Origin of the sequence: Pseudoalteromonas sp. FUC4, assembly GCF_008370255.1 — a bacterium.
Taxonomy (GTDB): Bacteria; Pseudomonadota; Gammaproteobacteria; order Enterobacterales; family Alteromonadaceae; genus Pseudoalteromonas.
This window is the reverse complement of record NZ_SEUI01000004.1, coordinates 185,305-203,776: the sequence shown is the minus strand read 5'-3', so window position 1 is coordinate 203,776 and position 18,472 is coordinate 185,305. Positions and strand designations below refer to the sequence as shown.

The 18,472-nt window shown below is 40.1% G+C and carries 12 protein-coding genes; 8 read left to right on the top strand and 4 right to left on the bottom strand.

Annotation, left to right across the window (positions count from 1 at the left end):
• Window positions 1-3 precede the first annotated feature (3 nt).
• Window positions 4-1,584: a sodium:solute symporter gene (locus EU510_RS13150; RefSeq protein WP_149593863.1), complete on the bottom strand. Its 1,581-nt coding sequence runs from the start codon at window positions 1,582-1,584 to the stop codon at window positions 4-6.
• A 197-nt stretch (window positions 1,585-1,781) separates the two neighbouring features.
• The gene (locus tag EU510_RS13145) at window positions 1,782-4,223 is read right to left on the bottom strand and encodes a TonB-dependent receptor (protein WP_149593862.1); all 2,442 of its coding nucleotides are present in this window, start codon (window positions 4,221-4,223) and stop codon (window positions 1,782-1,784) included.
• A gap of 196 nt (window positions 4,224-4,419) precedes the next feature.
• Between EU510_RS13145 and EU510_RS13140 the strand changes: the two genes are divergently transcribed.
• The 4 genes from EU510_RS13140 (at window position 4,420) to EU510_RS13125 (ending at window position 9,421) form a co-directional block, all read left to right on the top strand.
• Window positions 4,420-5,721: an MGH1-like glycoside hydrolase domain-containing protein gene (locus tag EU510_RS13140; RefSeq protein ID WP_149593861.1), complete on the top strand. Its 1,302-nt coding sequence runs from the start codon at window positions 4,420-4,422 to the stop codon at window positions 5,719-5,721.
• 16 nt (window positions 5,722-5,737) lie between these two features.
• Window positions 5,738-6,715: a carbohydrate kinase family protein gene (locus tag EU510_RS13135; RefSeq protein WP_149593860.1), complete on the top strand. Its 978-nt coding sequence runs from the start codon at window positions 5,738-5,740 to the stop codon at window positions 6,713-6,715.
• Entirely contained in the window at window positions 6,712-7,911 is a 1,200-nt protein-coding gene (locus EU510_RS13130; RefSeq protein WP_149593859.1) for an AGE family epimerase/isomerase, read from the top strand. The genes EU510_RS13135 and EU510_RS13130 overlap by 4 nt, the downstream gene beginning before the upstream one ends.
• 232 nt (window positions 7,912-8,143) lie before the next feature.
• The gene (locus EU510_RS13125; protein ID WP_149593858.1) at window positions 8,144-9,421 is read left to right on the top strand and encodes a purine-cytosine permease family protein; all 1,278 of its coding nucleotides are present in this window, start codon (window positions 8,144-8,146) and stop codon (window positions 9,419-9,421) included.
• A 12-nt stretch (window positions 9,422-9,433) separates the two neighbouring features.
• On the opposite strand, the gene EU510_RS13120 is transcribed toward EU510_RS13125, so the two are convergent.
• Window positions 9,434-9,964, bottom strand: coding sequence for an Lrp/AsnC family transcriptional regulator (locus tag EU510_RS13120; protein WP_149593857.1), 531 nt, complete (start codon window positions 9,962-9,964; stop codon window positions 9,434-9,436).
• Window positions 9,965-10,159: 195 nt separating this feature from the next.
• Here EU510_RS13120 and EU510_RS13115 point away from each other — a divergent pair, with 195 nt between their 5' ends.
• From EU510_RS13115 to EU510_RS13105, 3 genes are all read left to right on the top strand, one after another.
• A complete protein-coding gene (locus tag EU510_RS13115; RefSeq protein WP_149593856.1) occupies window positions 10,160-12,301 on the top strand; it encodes a TonB-dependent receptor in 2,142 nt (713 codons plus the stop codon).
• Between the two features lie 74 nt (window positions 12,302-12,375).
• Window positions 12,376-13,482: a DUF917 domain-containing protein gene (locus EU510_RS13110; RefSeq protein WP_149593855.1), complete on the top strand. Its 1,107-nt coding sequence runs from the start codon at window positions 12,376-12,378 to the stop codon at window positions 13,480-13,482.
• Between the two features lie 171 nt (window positions 13,483-13,653).
• A complete protein-coding gene (locus tag EU510_RS13105; RefSeq protein WP_149593854.1) occupies window positions 13,654-14,772 on the top strand; it encodes a GGDEF domain-containing protein in 1,119 nt (372 codons plus the stop codon).
• On the opposite strand, the gene EU510_RS13100 is transcribed toward EU510_RS13105, so the two are convergent.
• The gene (locus EU510_RS13100) at window positions 14,769-15,953 is read right to left on the bottom strand and encodes an NAD(P)/FAD-dependent oxidoreductase (protein WP_149593853.1); all 1,185 of its coding nucleotides are present in this window, start codon (window positions 15,951-15,953) and stop codon (window positions 14,769-14,771) included. The genes EU510_RS13105 and EU510_RS13100 overlap by 4 nt on opposite strands.
• 328 nt (window positions 15,954-16,281) lie before the next feature.
• Between EU510_RS13100 and EU510_RS13095 the strand changes: the two genes are divergently transcribed.
• Window positions 16,282-18,408, top strand: coding sequence for a S8 family peptidase (locus tag EU510_RS13095; protein ID WP_149593852.1), 2,127 nt, complete (start codon window positions 16,282-16,284; stop codon window positions 18,406-18,408).
• The last annotated feature ends 64 nt before the right edge of the window (window positions 18,409-18,472 follow it).

Here is an 18,472-nt window from a genome sequence, read left to right as displayed (position 1 = left end):
AGCTCACGAAAAAATTGAAGGAATAGCTAAACAAATTAATATCATCACAATAAACATGCTAAGTAGCATAACGATATCTTTGCCAGTTAAAATTGAGTTTGATACTGTCTCGGCATTTTGTACTTTTGTGACTTCGTTTACCTCTCTTGGAATTAAACGACTCGTAACATAAATGATCACCGCAGCGCTTACAAAACCGATAAAATTCCACCAAAACCAAAAAACATCTGGCGCAAATACCGACACCAACAAATTAATTAATACACCACTAATTAAGCCAATATTGGCATGCAATGCAGCACTGCGTTTACTTAATACAGCAACTAAAAATACTGCCAGTATTGGGCCATAAAATAACGAGCCGACTTTGTTAATAGCTTCAATAATGGTCGGCGCTATGTCACCGGCAAAAAGTGATAGTACTAAGGTAATTGCGCCCCATGCTAAACCTAAGTATTTTGCTAACTTTAAGTAAGATGGTTGGTCTAGCTCTTTATTAGATATACGGCTGTAATCTTCAATACTTACCGCCGAAAGTGAATTAATTGCAGAGCTAAGTGACGACATCGCTGCCGACAAAATAGCGACAACTAACAAACCAATTAAGCCGTGCGGTAGGTAATCTAAAATAAATATAGGCATCATCCAATCAGGGTTATCTGCTGGAATTTTTGCTAAAAATTCAGGGTTACTCATTGCCAGTGTGCCTACAATTAAACCCGACACACAATATAAAATAGTAATAGGAAAGCGCACTACACCATTTGCTAAAATCATGTAGCGTAGGTTTTTAGGATCTTTTGCACTGAGCGCACGTTGCGCTTGCGTTTGGTCACACCCATAGTAAGAGGCGTAAAGTACCACACCACCAAAAATCATCGGTAAAAAGCCAAAGCCATCTCCACTAAAACCAAATGAATCAAACTTAATCGCTTCTAATCGGCTCGAATCAATATTGGCAATAAAGGTATCAACCCCACCTAAGTGATATAATCCAAATCCAATACAAGCAATAGTACCCAATACAATGATGATCATTTGAATCGCATCACCGTACACTACAGCTTTCATCCCGCCTTGCAGTGAATACAAAACGGTTATAACTCCCGTTAGTACAATTGCTTGCCATGCTTCTATCCCCATGGTGCCTTGTAAAATAAGCGATACCGCGTAAATCATAATGCCGGTGGCAAACGCACGGCTAAATTGAAACACCACACTAATAAGCACACGGGTTGAGCGGCCAAAGCGCATTTCTAAATAATCGTAAATACTGACAATGCCGCTTTTATAAAGCTTGGGTAAAATAGTCGCTAAAATTAAAATCATCGCCAGCGGAACACCCAGCTCATACGAGAGCCATTGCATACCACCGCCTTCACGCAAACCAACAAATGCAGGAGCCGAAATAAAGCTAATAGCCGAAAGCTGAGTGGCCATTACCGACAAAGCCAAAGGTTTCCAACCTAAGCTTTTACCCCCTAAAAAGTAATCACTTTTATTGGTTTGTTCGCGTAGCATAAATCCCATTACCAATAAGGCACCAAGATAAAGAGCAACTATTGAAAAATCTAATATATTCATAATTAATTCGCGTATTCACAATATGAAAACACTGCGCCTTTTCAAAATTAAAATACCAAGCGGCTACCTGCCCTTACCTTTTTGAATAAACGAGCCTAGTCAAAAAGATAAACCTGTAGCTAACTTAGCTGAAAAATGCATCACAATGCAAAAAGCCTATTAACCCCAAAGTGAGTTAATAGGCATAAAGCATTTATTTAAAAGTCGTATTTAACTCTTAAAGTAACGCGTCGTGGGAGAATTGGGCGACCTACAAAGTATGGGTTATCTGCCGTTTGGCTGTTACCTAGACGAGGTGAACCTTCAGTAACACCGTCAGAATCAAACAGATTAAATACCCCAACGCTTAAGCGTACTGTTTGCTCTGGTGCAACTTGCCAGTTATATCCTGCATCAAATCTAAATAAGTGGAATGAATCAAGTTCTACCGAGTTTGAGTCGTTAGCATAGTTTTTACCGGTAAAGTTATGGTAAATCGATGCATCCCAGTTATCTGCGGTGTAGCTAATAGATGAGTTAAATAATATTTTTGGTTTACGACGTAATTCGTTACCAATAATAGAAGGGTCTGAGTCAAACTCAGTAAATTCGTGATCGGTATAGGTCATATTGGCATCAACAGCCCACTCATCGGTAATATCGTAACGACCGGTAAGCTCCACACCCGTTGCTTTAGTTGATTGCATTACTGGCAGCTCTAATACGCCCCCATTACCATCATTTACAAAGTCTACGCTGCGTCTGTCTTTTAAGTCAGTTCTAAATAACGCAATGCTGCCGCTAAAGTCGTTATCAAAAAACTTAACACCTAGCTCGCCTTGCTCAACAATTTCGGCTTCGTAGCTAGCTGGCTCGCCTAAATCATTAAACTGAATACCCCTAATTTCTGGGAAGAAAAACCCGCGAGATGCATTGGCATATACATTTAAATTGTCAGTTAAGCGATATAACGCCGCTCCTGATACAGCAAATTCAGACGTGTCGACTTCGCCGTAAGTCATTACACCACTGCCCGTAGTGTTAACTTGTAAGTTAGGTGCAAGCGTTGGATCATCTGAAATCTGAACTACTTGGCTGCCTTCGCGACTAATTTTTCCTTCAATTTCTTCGTAGCGAACACCAAAGTCAAAAATCCAATCGTCACTTTCCATTTGATCCGCTACGTACAATGCTCTGCGGGTAGCGCTAATGGTTTGGTTAGTATAAGAAATACCTGGGCCACTAATACCATTTTGAGTGTACTGAACCTCATCGCCATTAACATCGGTATACGTTAAGTCGATTAAGCGAGGATTGTTATTAAACTCACCTAAATAAGTTGTAATAACGTTATCGTCGTCGGCTTCACTGTGCGAGAAAAATGTACCAACTGTAATATCGTGGCTAAAATCACCTACAAAAATACTTTTGATGATATTAAATTCTGCAGAAAAATCTTCAGCTGGGCGGTCGCGGTCTAAAATACGGTTAGCAAATAGTAAGTCATCACTTGCAAGTGCGACACCTGAATTAACATAAGAAAACTCAGCACCGCTTGCATCACCTAGCCCTCTGTTAGCTAAGAAGTCGTCTTGGCTTTCAGGTACATTAATAATACCGTCGCCGTCTAAAAATAAATTAAATTCGTGTTGGTATTTAGCGTATTTACTGCGCATGTTAATGGCAAAATCGTTAGCGAGTTCTTTTTCAAACACCACTGAAATAGAACCACCTTTAGTAACTACACCATCGCTGATTGGCGATTCATAACGACCATTTGCTGTATCGTACGTTAAGTTAGATACTTGCGCCGTTTGCAGTGATTCGACTTCACGACCATCGTTACCAATTAAGCGCTCGCGGCTGTCGCCATCAAGTGGAATAGGTAAGTAAAACTGCGCTTGGTCGTCAATGTACTGTCCGTAAACAGTAAATGAGCCAGAGCCATCATCAAATTCTTTACGAATATTACCACGCAACTGTGTACCTTTAGTCTCAAGGCCTGTATCTAACGGGCCCTCATCGTAACGGTAAAAACCAGAAAGTGCGTAATATAAGCCATCTTCATTAAGTGGACCGCTCGTTGCAAAATCTAAGCGAGTACGCCCTTGGTCAGAAAGCTCCATTTGTACGGTACTTTGCGGATCGTCACTGCCCGTTTTAGAAATGTAGTTAATAATGCCGGCCACAGAGCCTTGGCCAAATAAATTAGATACACCACCCCGTACAAACTCTACACGCTCAATACCCAAATCATTACGGTAATACACATCAAACGCCGATGAGTTTAAACCAAAAACACTCAAACTAGGTGAACCGTCGTACGACAGTGGCGTAAACTGAAACTGACCCGATGAAGGTAATCCTCTTACTTGAAGATTTGTAGCGACTTCACCGCCACCGCCTTCCACTTTAATACCCGGAATATAGCGAAGCACATCCGCTTGGCTACTTGAAGACAGCTTTACCAGCTCGTCTTCACTAATAGATGTTACTGATTGTGGAGTGTCTGAAATAACACGCCCTTTACTGGTACCAGAGACGATAATACGCTCAACGTTGTTAGCTTTTTTTGCTGTATCTGGTGCAGTTTCTTCTGCTGCATAAGCGCCCTGTGCAAGGCATAAAGATACAATAGAGGCGATCGTTGTTTTATTCACGGGTATTCTCCAATTGTGCTAGTTGTCTGTGTGTATTTACTTAGAGTGTGGCTAAGCAAAGCCGAAATAATCAAGTAAACATGTTAGTTTTTTGTTACTTCGAACAGGATTTAAGCACAGAAAAAAAACATTTACAACCCATAATGAGTGCTTTAATATTATCCAAATCGAAAATAACACACAAAGAGCACCCAATATGACTACTATAAACAGCGGTAAAATTGACTCAGCAACGGCTTCATCGCTTGCAGACCTTGCTACTAAAACACTTATAGCAAACGACTTAGGTGGCTATACAGTACCAACACATGGCCTATACCCGTTTCAGTGGAACTGGGATTCAGCCATTACAGCACTAGGCTGGATGAAATCAGACGAAAGCCGCGCATGGCAAGAAATTGATGTGTTATTTTCAGGCCAATGGGATGATGGCATGGTGCCGCACATCTTGTTTCATAAAGATTCTGATACTTATTTTCCTGGCCCTGACGTATGGGGTTCGGATAAAAAAATTAAAAGTACGTCTATTTCACAGCCGCCAGTAGTCGCCACTATAATGAAAGAAATGCTTGCCAGCGCTAAAGATAAAGCACTTGCAGAACAAAAAGTTAAAGCGTTATTCTCACAAGTAGTTGATTATCATTTATGGTGGTACAACGACCGAGATCCTGAAAAAACAGGCTTAGTAGTAACCTACCACCCGTGGGAATCGGGCATGGATAACAGCCCATCGTGGGATGACGCTCTTCATGCTGTGCCATGTGTGGATTGGGAATATACGCGCCGTGATACAAGTCATGTAGATTCTTCTCAGCGTCCACATAAAAGTGAATACGACCGCTTTTTATACCTTGTAGACTTTTTTAAACGTAACAACTTTGACAGTAAAGTAATTTACGAAACCTGTCCGTATAAAATGAATGACCTAGGTATTATTGCTATTTTACACCGTGCAACCAAAGATTTACTCAAAATGGGTGAACAACTTGGCTTAAACGATACTCGCACTGATTACTTAGCACAGCGCTTACAAATAACAGAGCAAGCCATAAACACTTTATGGTGTGAACAAAGCCAGTACTTTTATTGCAGAGATGTATTAACTAACAGCTTGGCTAAAGTTAAAACATCAGCTGCACTATTAACTGTATATGCAGGTTTAACAAGCGATGAGCAAACTAAAATAATTAATACAGCCACCGAAGATTTTATTGAGTCGAGCCAATTTAGTGTGGCATCTACTCACCCTAAAGAGGAAAAATACGAGCCACAACGCTACTGGCGTGGCCCGATTTGGTTACACATCAACTGGATGATAGCCATAGGCCTTAAAGAGGCAGGCTTTGCAACAACGGCTGACAAAATTCAAGATGACACTCGCAACCTAGTTGTTAAGTCAGGCTACTACGAATATTTTAACCCAGAAACAGGTGCAGGCTGTGGTGGTAAAGATTTCTCGTGGACAGCTGCAATAGCATTACATTGGCTACTTGACTAACAACTAAGGCAAGATCATGAAACACACAATATGCTTTGGTGAAGTACTGGTTGATTTACTTTCAAATAAATTAAGCCAAAACAGCAACGAACACGAAGCGTTTACAAAGTTTGCAGGCGGTGCGCCTGCAAACGTAAGCGTTGCCATTGCAAAGCTAGGCGGTAATGCCTACTTTGCAGGAATGCTAAGCACTGATAGCTTTGGCGACTTTTTACATAATGCATTAAAAGAGCAAGGTGTAAAAACCGACTTTATGCGTTTTACCAACCAAGCAAAAACAGCTCTCGCGTTTGTATCACTCGATAACGATGGCGATCGCACGTTTGAGTTTTACCGTGATAACACCGCCGATTTGCACTTTAGTAACGATGACTTTAGTCGCGAATGGTTTGAGCAATGCGATATTTTTCATATTTGCTCAAACACATTAACCGAAAAAAACATCAGAAACACCACCGCTTACGGTGTTAAATTTGCAAAACAAAATAATTCAATTGTGAGCTTTGATATTAACTTGCGCCTCAATTTATGGCCAAGCGATGCCAACCCTCGCAAGCATATTTTACCGTTATTAAAAGACTGCTCAATTATTAAAGCCTCAAAAGAAGAGCTTGAATACTTAGCGGGTGAGCAATCGAGCAATGAGTTTATTACCCAAACACTTAATAACGGTTGTGAGCTATTTGTAGTTACCGATGCAGGCAACCCTATGCATTGGTATACAAAAAATGCCAAGCAAACGCTTCACCCTAAAAAGGTTACTATGGTTGATGCCACCGCTGCAGGAGATGCGTTTGTAGGTGGATTGCTGTATCAACTAGGCTTACAAAACCTGACACCCAGCTCTTTTAGCGAGCTTTGCAACACGCCCGAAACACTAACAACTATTTTTGAATTTGCTTCGTTATGTGGTGCCCATGCCGCATCTTACAAAGGGGCATTTAACTCCCTACCTAACCAAAAGTCTCTACACGATTTTAGGAGCGAACTATGAAAAGTACACCTGATAACTTTAAAAGCCGTGAGTTTTTAACGCAGCACATTAGCGACACGTTAGCGTTTTATGAGCCAAATATTGACGACGAACACGGTGGTTTTTACCAAAACTTTTCTGATAATGGTGAGGTATTTGATAAACAAACACGCCATTTAGTAAGCTCTACCCGTTTTGTATTTAACTATGCACGCGCGTATCAAACCTTTAATGACGAAAAGTACCTAAACCGTGTTAAATCGGGGATTGAGTTTATTCGTAAGCATCACCTTGTTGAGCAAACAGGCGGCTACAACTGGTTATTAAAAGTTGAAAACGGCCAAGCAACCGTGCTTGATAACACCAATCATTGCTATGGCTTTGCATTTGTTATTTTAGCGTACAGCTGGGCGTACCGCGCAGGCGTTACAGAGGCGCGCGAATACCTCAACGATACATTTCAAACAATGGAAACACATTTTTGGGATGCAAAAGCCGGTTTATATAAAGATCAGCACAACAGCAACTTCACACAATGTGATTCATACCGCGGCCAAAATGCCAACATGCACACTTGCGAAGCACTTATTGCCGCCTATGAAGCCACAAAAGACGAGATATTTTTAAACCGTGCGCTCACACTTGCCGACAACATGGTTAATCGCCAAGCTAATTTAATGGGCGGATTAATCTGGGAGCATTACGATATAAATTGGCAGGTCGATTTAGAGTACAACAAAGATGATCCTAAAAATTTATTTCGCCCGTGGGGCTTTCAACCTGGCCATCAAACAGAGTGGTCAAAACTGCTTATGTTTTTAAATAAGCATAAGCCACAAAAATGGCTTATTGAACGCGCTCAAGCCTTATTTGATAACTCAATAAATGTAGCGTGGGATAAAAAACACGGCGGTATTTGCTACGGCTTTGCTCCTGATAAAACTATTTGCGATGACGATAAGTACTTTTGGGTTCAAGCCGAAACTCTGTGTTGTGCAGCCTATCTTTATCAAGCAACAGGGGATGAAAAATATCAGCAATGGTACGACAAAATTTGGCAGTATTCGTGGCAGCATTTAGTTGATCATAAATACGGTGCGTGGTTTAGAATTTTAACCGCTGACAATAAAAAAATAGACACGATGAAAAGCCCAATAGGTAAAACTGATTATCATACAATGGGTGCCTGCTTTGATGTGCTCGAACTATTAAAGTAACTATGTAGTTATAACTTTTACAGTGTTGTGTAGACCTTTTAACCGCCAGTTTGGCGGTTTTTTTTGCGCTGGATTTTATTCACCTCAAAAAGGGTTATCAACTTAACAAAATAATATTTTTTTACAGCCATTTTTTTAAACCTAATCTTTTGAATACCACACCAATAATAGAAAATTTTGCACGCCAGCAGCGTATAGTAATATTAAAGATATAAAAATAAGAGAACAGGTAATGCCCAACGAGAAAGATCCCCACGCCATATGCACAAACGAACAAGTTGCTTGGCCACGTATTGCCGCAATTGCTGCAATGCTAAGCTTTTCATTACCCACATTTATAACCGGCTTAGAAATTCATCAAAGTTCAACTGTGAGTAATACACTTTGGGCGTTAGTCATTGGATCTATCATTTTAACCGTAATTGGCGGTGCCATGGGCACAATAGGTGTAAAAAGCCGCTTAAGCTCTTATCTGTTAGTAAAAATAGCCTTTGGTAATGCAGGTGCTGGCATTGTAAATATAGCTTTTGCTTTGTCATTAATTGGCTGGTTTGGAGTAAATATTGACTTGTTTTCGAATGCAGTAGTACGTCTACTGAGCGCTGAATTTAATATTATTATGCCTGAATGGCCAATTGATATAGCTGCTGGCTGCGCCATGCTCATAACCACATTATACGGATTTAAAGCTATTAATGTGCTGGCCTCTATCATGATCCCTATTTTGGCTGCGGTCACCGCTATGATGCTATTTGGCGCATTAGATAACATGCCATTTATTGATTTTATTAATTTAGAAAAGTCAGCAGACTTATCACTTGAAGATGGTGTAGCCGCTATTGTTGGTGGCGTTATTATTGGCGCAATTATCTTGCCCGATATAACCCGTTTTTCTAAACAAAAACGTGGCGGCATATACACCTCTTTTATTGCTTATATGATTATTGAACTGCTCGTTATTTTTGTAGCTGTATTTGCAGCAGCCGCCATGCAAGAAACAGAAATACTCAGTTTAATGCTTGCGCTCAACCTAGGGTTTTCGGCTTTTTTTATTGTGATTGCAGGAAGTTGGATTTTAAATTCACTAAACTTATACAGTACCGCACTCAGTGTAGAAGCAACTTTTCCGTACTGGCATAAAAAGTGGGTTATTGTTTTATTAGGGCTAGTAGGAATTGGCGCGGCATTTATAAATATTTTAGATATGTTTATTAGCTTTTTAGCATTTTTGTCAGATATTTTTGTGCCCGTTGCAGGCGTTATTATTGTTGATGCATTATTCATAAAGCCTGATGCGTACAACGCCAGTACGCTTACTAATAACGCGCGCTTTTCGGTACCTGCATTTACGGCTTGGTTTGTAGGTGCGGCATTTGCTGTGTGTAATGGGGCAATATTTAACGTGTCATTGAGTGGCATTACTGTTATTGATGCCATTATTTTAACCGCAATTATTTATACTTTTTTTGTAAAGGTAATTAAGCCAAAACCAGTTGATAAGCACTTATAACTAATCAAGGCGCTAATCAGCGCCTTGTTCGTCTTCTTCTATTTTCATTTCGTCTCGCCATCTTAGCTTTTCAAGCGGGTAGCCTAAAAAGAACTTGGCTCGCTCAAGCACGATACGTGTGGTTAATTTTTTAATCGTATAATTACTACTGCCCGTTAACCTATCGCACATTGCGTTAAGCGCCTGAATATCTGCAAAACAACAAAACGAAATATAATCAATATCACCACTTAACTGCATGCAATCCATTATTTCAGGGATATCGTGTATTTCAGCTAAAAACTTACGTCTAGCAGCTAAATTATTGTCCTCAAGAGTAAACTCCATATAGGCAAACACATGCTCACATATTTGTTCAAGATTAATATCGGCATGAAATGTACGAAAATACCCAGCTTCTTTTAATGCTTTAACGCGTTGAAAACAAGCGCTGGGAGAAAGGTTTACTCGCTCTGCTAACTCTACATTAGTGAGATCAGCAGTAAGATGCACTATTGCTAATATTTTTTGGTTATATCTGTCTATTTTTATCGTTTTTTTCATAACTGGTTTCACATTGAAAAATAATTAATTTTGTAAACCTCTTGTCAAAATGTACATAAAACTTAGCGCCTATTGGATATTTTCACAATATGTTTGTGCTCATTTGAGGTTTTACAAAATATTATTTTGTCTGAAAAAGCGACAATGTTTGTACGTTAAAAACATTACCTTAGTCGTGACATTAGGACATATAACATGAGCAGATACAATAGAACAAAATTCCATAAAACGCTTTTAGCATCGGCGGTGAGTTTATCGTGCTTGTCACACGTTAATGCACAAGAACAAAATAATACAGCTAACACTATCGAAAAAATTTCTGTTATCTCTCGAGGACGTGTTGAGTCAATTCAAAACGTGCCAGACTCTGTTACCGCCTTTAGCGCCGATACGATTGAAAAATCTCGTATTACCAGCTTTCGTGATGTTGCTAATTTAACGCCTAATCTATCGCAACTTGATAACTTTAGACCCGGCCTTGCGCGCATAACTATTCGAGGGTTAATTACACCGCAAGTAGGCGATCCGCCACTGGCGTTTGTTGTTGATGGTGTAACCGCCCCCGATTTAGAGTTTATTAACCAAGACTTAGTAGATATTGAGCGCATTGAAGTTATGCGTGGCGCGCAAGGCGCACTGTACGGTAGAGGCGCTATTGGTGGCGCGATTATTATTACGACAAAAAAACCTATTGAAGACTTTGAAGGTAGAGTTAAAGGATCAATTGGTAACGGCAATACCTATAACCTAAATGCGGTTGTATCAGGGTCGTTAAATGATGAAAACACAGCTTATTTTAGAGCCGGTGGTTATATAAAAGATACCGATGGCCTTATTAAAAATACTTACACGGGCGATAAAGCCGATCCATTAAAAGAACAATCTGTATTTTCGCAATTAGAATTTGAATTGACTGAAGACACATCAATAAACCTTAAAGGTAAATACACGTCAAGCGAAGCAGGTTTTGCTTACTATCAAAGAGTAAACGATGACACCATTGAAGACTTCTCTATTAATACCTCACAAAATATTATTAACGAAGATGAGCGTGATGTATATGAGCTAAGCGCTAAGCTGACGCAACATTACGATTTAGGTAAATTTGAATTTGTTACCGCTTACAGCAATTCTGAAAATGAACATTTTTACGATGGCGACTACTCAGCTGATGCAACCTTTATTGACGAAGACGGTTTTTTTAGAGCACCGTTTGGTACTGAGGGATTATACGACATTGAATCGTTAACTGTTGAGTCTCGATTTATATCTCAGTCAGATCAGGAGTTTAGATGGTCTGTGTCGGCATTTTATCAACAGCGCGACCGCGACACTGCGGTACTTTTTTATGATGACTTTACGGATGCACAAATACTCACCCGTAAAGACTTTGCAAACGATGAACCTTACTTATCTATTATCGATAATAACAGCAGTGATGCGTGGGCTCTTGCGGGGCAATTTAACTACGATATTACCTCGAAGTTAGAGCTAACCGGTGCACTACGTTACGATCACGATACTCGCGAGTCGTTTGACCCAACTAATAAAACAGATACTTACGCTAAAAAGTCGTTTAGCCAACTACAGCCAAAAGTAACTTTAGGATACCAAGTTACGGATGACTTTTTACTTTATACGGGTTATTCGCACGGATTTAGAAGTGGCGGCTTTAATGAGCCTGCAGAAGGAATTAGCCGTACCTTTGATCAAGAAGTGTCTGATAGCTACGAAATGGGTTTTAAAACGTCTTTGTTTGGTAGCAAATTAACCCTTAATGGAGCTGCGTTTATTATTGACCAAGACGATGCTCAATTTACGCAATTTAATGTAGATACATACACCCTCGAAAATCTATCAATTGATGAAGTGCAAACCAAAGGCTTAGAGCTAGAAGCGGCCTATGCAGCCACCAGCAATTTAAGCATAAACCTAAGCGCAGGTATTATTGATTCAGAAATAAAAAGCTTTGCACTGCGCCCTGAGCTTACTGGCAGACCACAGTTTTGGGTCCCTGAATACAACTACAGCATATCGGCCAATCATAATACGCAATTAAACGGCCAGTGGTCACTGTTTTCCCGCGCGGAGGTATTAATAGAAGGGCCTAAAACCTTCAGCATTGATATTCCAGATGTAGAGTCATCACGCTACACCTACCTTAATGCCGGGGTTGGCATTAAATCTGAGCAATGGACAGTGCAAGTTTACGTAGACAACCTCACTGATGAGCGTGCCATTGAAGATATATTTTTATATGGCGATGGGATTACTGAACTTGCGCGCCAACCTAATAAACCACGTAGTTACGGCGTAGAGCTAAGCTACAACTTTTAATTTTTACTCTCAAATAGCTGCTTTAAACAATCTTAAGGCAGCCTCTTTTTTAGATAACCAATAGCGATACACACATGCAAATTCTTAATCGTGAACAACTAATTGATATTTTATACGGCTGCGCCATTTTAGGTACCGGTGGTGGCGGTGAGCTAAGTGAAGGCATAAATTACATTGACGAAGCCCTTGCACTAGGTAAAACGTTTAAACTTATTAGCGCAGATGAAGTACCCGCGGGTGAGCTTGTATGCACACCTTATATTTTAGGGGCAATCTCGCCACTAACAGATACGGAAGAGCGCGCTTACGCTAATCTCCCACGTACAGGTAAGCATTCTATTTTAGCGGCCTACGATCGCGCCCTTGAGTACATTAATAAAGAGTCCATTTACGGAACGATTTGTTGCGAACTAGGTGGTGCTAATACTGCGGTATCGTTTTATTTAGCGGCTATGTTTGACGGCTATATTATTGATGCCGACCCTGCTGGACGAGCTGTTCCTGAAATTACCCACTCAACCTATTATTTAAATAATTTACCCGCGGCACCAATTATTACCGCAAACGAATTTGGCGAATGCTTTATTTGTGAAAACGTTATGGATGACTTACGCGCTGAAACCGTAGTGCGTGCCCTTGCCAAAATAAGCCGTAGCGACATCGCAGCCATTGATCATATTCTTCCTATTGAACACATGAAAGATGCGGTTATTCACGGCACGATAAGTAAAGCATTAAAGCTTGGAAGAGCCATGCGCGAAGCCAACAACTCAAATGAAAACACTATTAATGTAGTTGCCGAGCAAGGTAATGGATTTGTCGCGTTTGAAGGAGTTGTTAGTGGGTTTGAATTTAAAACACTTGAAGGCTTTACCATAGGCGAAGTTATGCTTGCTGGTACTGGCAAATTTGCTGGTAACAGTTATAAAATTACGGTTAAAAACGAAAATATGGCTGCGTTTTTAAATCGAGAAGTACACGTTACCATTCCTGATTTAATTTGTTGCCTAAACACACAAGCGGGTACGCCAATCACCAACCCAAATTATGAAATAGGTATGCCTGTATCCGTTATTATTTTGCCAGCACCTGTTGAGTTTACAACGCCAAAAGGACTTTCTATATTTGGCCCTAATTACGCAGGTGTTAAGAATGATTATCGCCCTGCTATAAATAGTTAACTATTCAGCTCTACCTGAATTATTATAAAGCTTAGCGTTTAACCCGTTAAGCTTTTATATAAATAACTCACTTCCAACCTGCAATACTCTTTTAATCAAAGTTAAAAAGCTATAATAAAAATCTTATATAGGTAATAATCTTTAAATTAAAGGACTCAAGGATTATTTGGTATGCTAGGTTTTTGGTATAAGGAGTTTCCGCAATACCCTAAAGATCATAAAGACTTTTGGCGTACTCGTTTAATAGCCCACTCTTTACTAATAACTACGAGTTATTTTTTAGTTTTAACACTCCTCAACCTTTTCTACTTTGAAAGTTATGACATTGCTTTAATTGATGCCTTAGGGCTTGCTATATCGTTAGGTATTTATACTTGGTTTAATAAAACAGCCAATGTAAATGCAGCAGCATGGGCCGTTGCCCTTATGGTTGTTAGCTTAATAATGATGTTTGTGATTTCTGTAGGCGGACATGCGCATTCTTTATTTTGGGCAACGTTGATCCCGCCTTTTAGCTTTTTTTTAGTTGGAAGAAACTGGGGAAGCCTATTTAGTACAGTCGCTTTTGCTATTTGTGCATATCTTGTGTATTTACAACAACAGCAAACTGTAACAATTGGCTTAGGCTCTTTATTTAACCTTATAGAGGTAAGCCTTGCTCATATTTTAATTTTTAGATTTTACGAAAAAACACGATTTTCAGCCTACCAACATTTAGCAACGCGTAATATAGAAATACAACACTTAGCTGAGACAGACAAATTGACTGGCCTGTATAACAGACAAAAATTTGATTCTGAACTATCTCAGTTAATTGCAAAAAATGAAGTGTCAAAAACGTCTAACTGCTTACTTATTTGCGACATAGATTACTTTAAAAACATTAACGATACTTATGGTCATTTAGTAGGTGATAGCGTTTTAAGTGAATTTGCCAATATACTAAAAAATAAAATGCCAAAGAGCTCTCTAATTGCACGATGGGGAGGTGAAGAGTTTACTGTTATTTTATCAGGCACCTCTATAACCGATGCGATGGCACAAGCTAATGAGCTAAAAGAGTATGTGGGCACTCATCCAATTGTAAATATATCTCTTACTATCAGTATAGGTTTAGCCCCTATTCAAACGGATGATACTGTACTAAAGATATTGGAACGGGCTGATAAAGCACTATACGAAGCTAAAAATAATGGCCGTAATTTAGTCTGTTGTAGCGATAACAATTTAACTATTACCGCTTATCCAGACTATATAAAACAGCTAAATCTAAATAAAGTTAACGCCTAAGCATATTGCCCTGCAGCAAATCCACAGCTCCAGGCGTACTGAAAATTGTAGCCCCCTAACCAACCAGTTACGTCGGTTACTTCGCCTATAAAGTATAGGCCTTTAGCTTTTTTAGCTTCAAAGGTTTTTGAGCTCAACTCGTCGGTATCTACACCGCCCAATGTTACTTCTGCTGTTCTATAACCTTCTGTGCCATTGGGTTTAATTTGCCAAGCGTGAATGTAATTTACCAGCTCATCTATTTGAGCATGTGTAAGCTGATTAATATTACAATCTGGAATCGCTTTGCTTTCATGCAGTATTTCTATAAAGCGTTTAGGTAAAATAGTCGCAAGGCTGTTTTTTAACGACTTTTGGGCTTGTGTTTCACGCCAATCAGCAAGTTGTTGCCTTAAATCAATTTCAGGTAGCAGGTTTATAGTTACAGCCTGCCCTGCTCGCCAAAATGAGCTTATTTGCAATATTGCAGGGCCCGATAACCCTCGGTGAGTAAAGAGGATATTTTCTTTAAATACGGTGCCGTCTTCGCTTGAAACTTCACATGGAATACTAATTCCCGAAAGCCCTTCAAAACGCTCTTTATCATGCTGATGCAGAGTAAACGGCACAAGTGCAGCCATAGTTGGTAACACGCTTAAGCCAAACTGCTCTGCAATTTTATAACCTATTGGTGTAGCCCCTAGTTTTGGCATAGTTAAGCCACCTGATGCTATAACTAACGACTCACAGCTTAAGGTTTCTTGCTCTGTGGTAACGCTATAGCCGGTTTCGGTTTTTGATACACTGATCACTTCACTGCGTAGTTTTATATTTACCCCGGCCCACTCACATTCGGTCAGTAAAATATTAACAATGTCTTGTGCATTGTTATCGCAAAAAAGCTGACCTAGTGTTTTATGGTGATACGCCAAGCCATGTCTGTCCACCAGCTCAATAAAGTCATGCTGTGTATAACGACTTAAGCATGATTTAACAAAATGAGCATTTGCGCATAAGTAGTTATCAGGGGTTGCATTTTCATTTGTAAAATTGCAACGCCCACCACCACTTATTAAAATTTTGCGACCTGGCTTTTTCCCCATATCAAGTACTGTAACGCTTCGGCCACGGTATCCAGCTTGCGCTGCACACATTAATCCTGCTGCTCCCGCACCTATTACAATTACATCTACTTGACTCATTATTTTACCCTACAAAAAAATTTTTTCGATTATAGCAAAGTTTGATAGCTAACAACCTAGCATTTAAATTATTAGCAATAACACAACAAAAACGCATTAGTAATAAGTCGGGAATAATTACCCGCACAAAAAATCAATCCTTTATACTTATTTTTAATTTATATTACAAATACTAAACAACGAGTAAACCGCTAAAAACCTGAGTTATAACTAAATGAAAGAGGTACATAATAAATTGATATTTTAACCTAGTTAACATATGATTTACTTTCGTTCCTGGATCGTGATCTTGCATCACGAAATAATGAATAAAAATCTAGGGATAATTATGACAACAAGTAAAACTTTTAAAAGATGCGCAATTGCAATTACAGTTAGTACGCTTTTTGCTGCAACATCTGGCATGGCTCAATCAGTTTCAAGTTCAATGGCTGAAACATCGGCTAAACTACAAAGCCAAGGCGGTTTCGAAACTCAGTTCATTATTAAATATAAAAATAATAACAAAATGGCGAGCCTCTCAACTGCAGAGGCAAGCCCATCTAGCATGAAGAAGCGCGCACAAAGCTTTGTTAAAAACTTCGCTTCTAAAAAAGGTAAAGTAAAAGCAAAATACATCCGTGCAATGGCACTTAATAACCATCACGTAATGCGTGCCGATAAAAAATTAAGTGCTGCAGAGGCTCAAGAGTTTATGCAAGAAATGGTTGATTCTGGCAATGTTGAATACATTGAAGTGGATCAAATGTTAAAGCCGTTTTCAACTCCTAACGATCCACGTTTTGATGACCAATGGCACTACTACGAGCAAGCCGGTGGTTTAAACTTACCTACTGCATGGGATACTGCAACAGGTAGCGGTGTAGTTGTAGCGGTACTAGATACAGGTTACCGCCCACATGCTGATTTAAACGCTAATATTTTGCCAGGCTACGATATGATCTCTAACCTATCGGTAGCAAATGACGGTGGTGGTCGCGATAGCGATGCACGTGATCCTGGTGATGCTGTTGCAGCAAATGAGTGTGGTACTAACGGTGCACAAAACTCTAGCTGGCATGGTACGCACGTTGCCGGCACAGTTGCTGCGGTAACCAATAACGGTGAAGGTGTTGCAGGCGTAGCTTATAACGCAAAAGTAGTGCCTGTTCGTGTACTTGGTAAGTGTGGTGGTTTAACCTCAGATATTGCAGACGGTATTATTTGGGCATCTGGTGGAAGTGTTTCAGGTATTCCTGCTAACTCAAACCCTGCTGATGTAATTAATATGAGTTTAGGTGGCAGCGGTTCATGTAGCTCTACAACTCAAAATGCAATTAACACAGCACGTAGTAACGGCACTGTGGTAGTTATTGCTGCAGGTAACGATAACGATAACTCAGCAAACTACAACCCAGGCAACTGTAACGGTGTAGTAAACGTAGCCTCAGTGGGCCGTAATGGCGGCAGAGCTTATTACTCTAACTACGGTAGCAATATTGATGTAGCAGCGCCAGGTGGCGCACAAAGCTTTGCAAACGACTCCGAAGGCGTTCTATCAACTTACAATTCAGGTTCGTCTACACCTTCAAGCGACAGCTATGGCTTTTCACAAGGTACATCAATGGCTGCGCCTCACGTAGCAGGTGTTGCGGCACTTATTAAGCAAGCAAAACCAGATGCAACGCCTGACGAAATAGAAAGTATTTTAAAATCAACAACTCGTTCGTTCCCTGCGACATGTACTAGCTGTGGTACGGGTATTGTTGATGCAGCCGCAGCTGTTGCTGCAGCAAGTGGCGGCACTACCCCGCCTACAGGTGGCGATAGCGAGCTTATTAATGGTGAAGCTAAAACAGGTTTAAGTGGGGCTGCGAACGCACAAGCATTTTACACGATGACAGTGCCAAGCGGTGCTACTAACGTAACATTCACTATGAGTGGTGGTACTGGTGATGCTGATTTATACGTACGTGCGGGCAGCAAACCTACAACAACTACCTATGACTGTCGCCCTTATAAAGGCGGAAATAGCGAAGAGTGTTCTATTGATAACCCTACTGCAGGAACTTACCATGTAATGCTTAACGGCTACTCTGCGTATTCAGCTGTGAGCTTGGTGGGTAATATTACTGGTGGTTCATCATCTGGTGGCGGTTCAGGTACTCCACAAGCTGGCGGCGGCACTATAAGCGATGTGACAGCCAATACTGGTCAGTGGAAACATTACACGTTAGATGTACCTGCAGGAATGAGTACGTTTACAGTAACAACGTCAGGTGGAAGTGGCGATGCTGATTTATTTGTAAAATATGGCAGCCAACCAACAACCACCACGTACGATTGTCGCCCTTATAAAAATGGCAATGCAGAAACATGTACATTTACCAATCCACAAGCAGGTACTTGGCACTTAAGCGTTAACGCTTATCAAACTTTTTCTGGTTTAACACTTAGCGGACAATACCAACCGTAATTTAAAGTTTGAGCCTTAAATAAAAAACCGATGTTGTTTCCAACATCGGTTTTTTATAGTAACT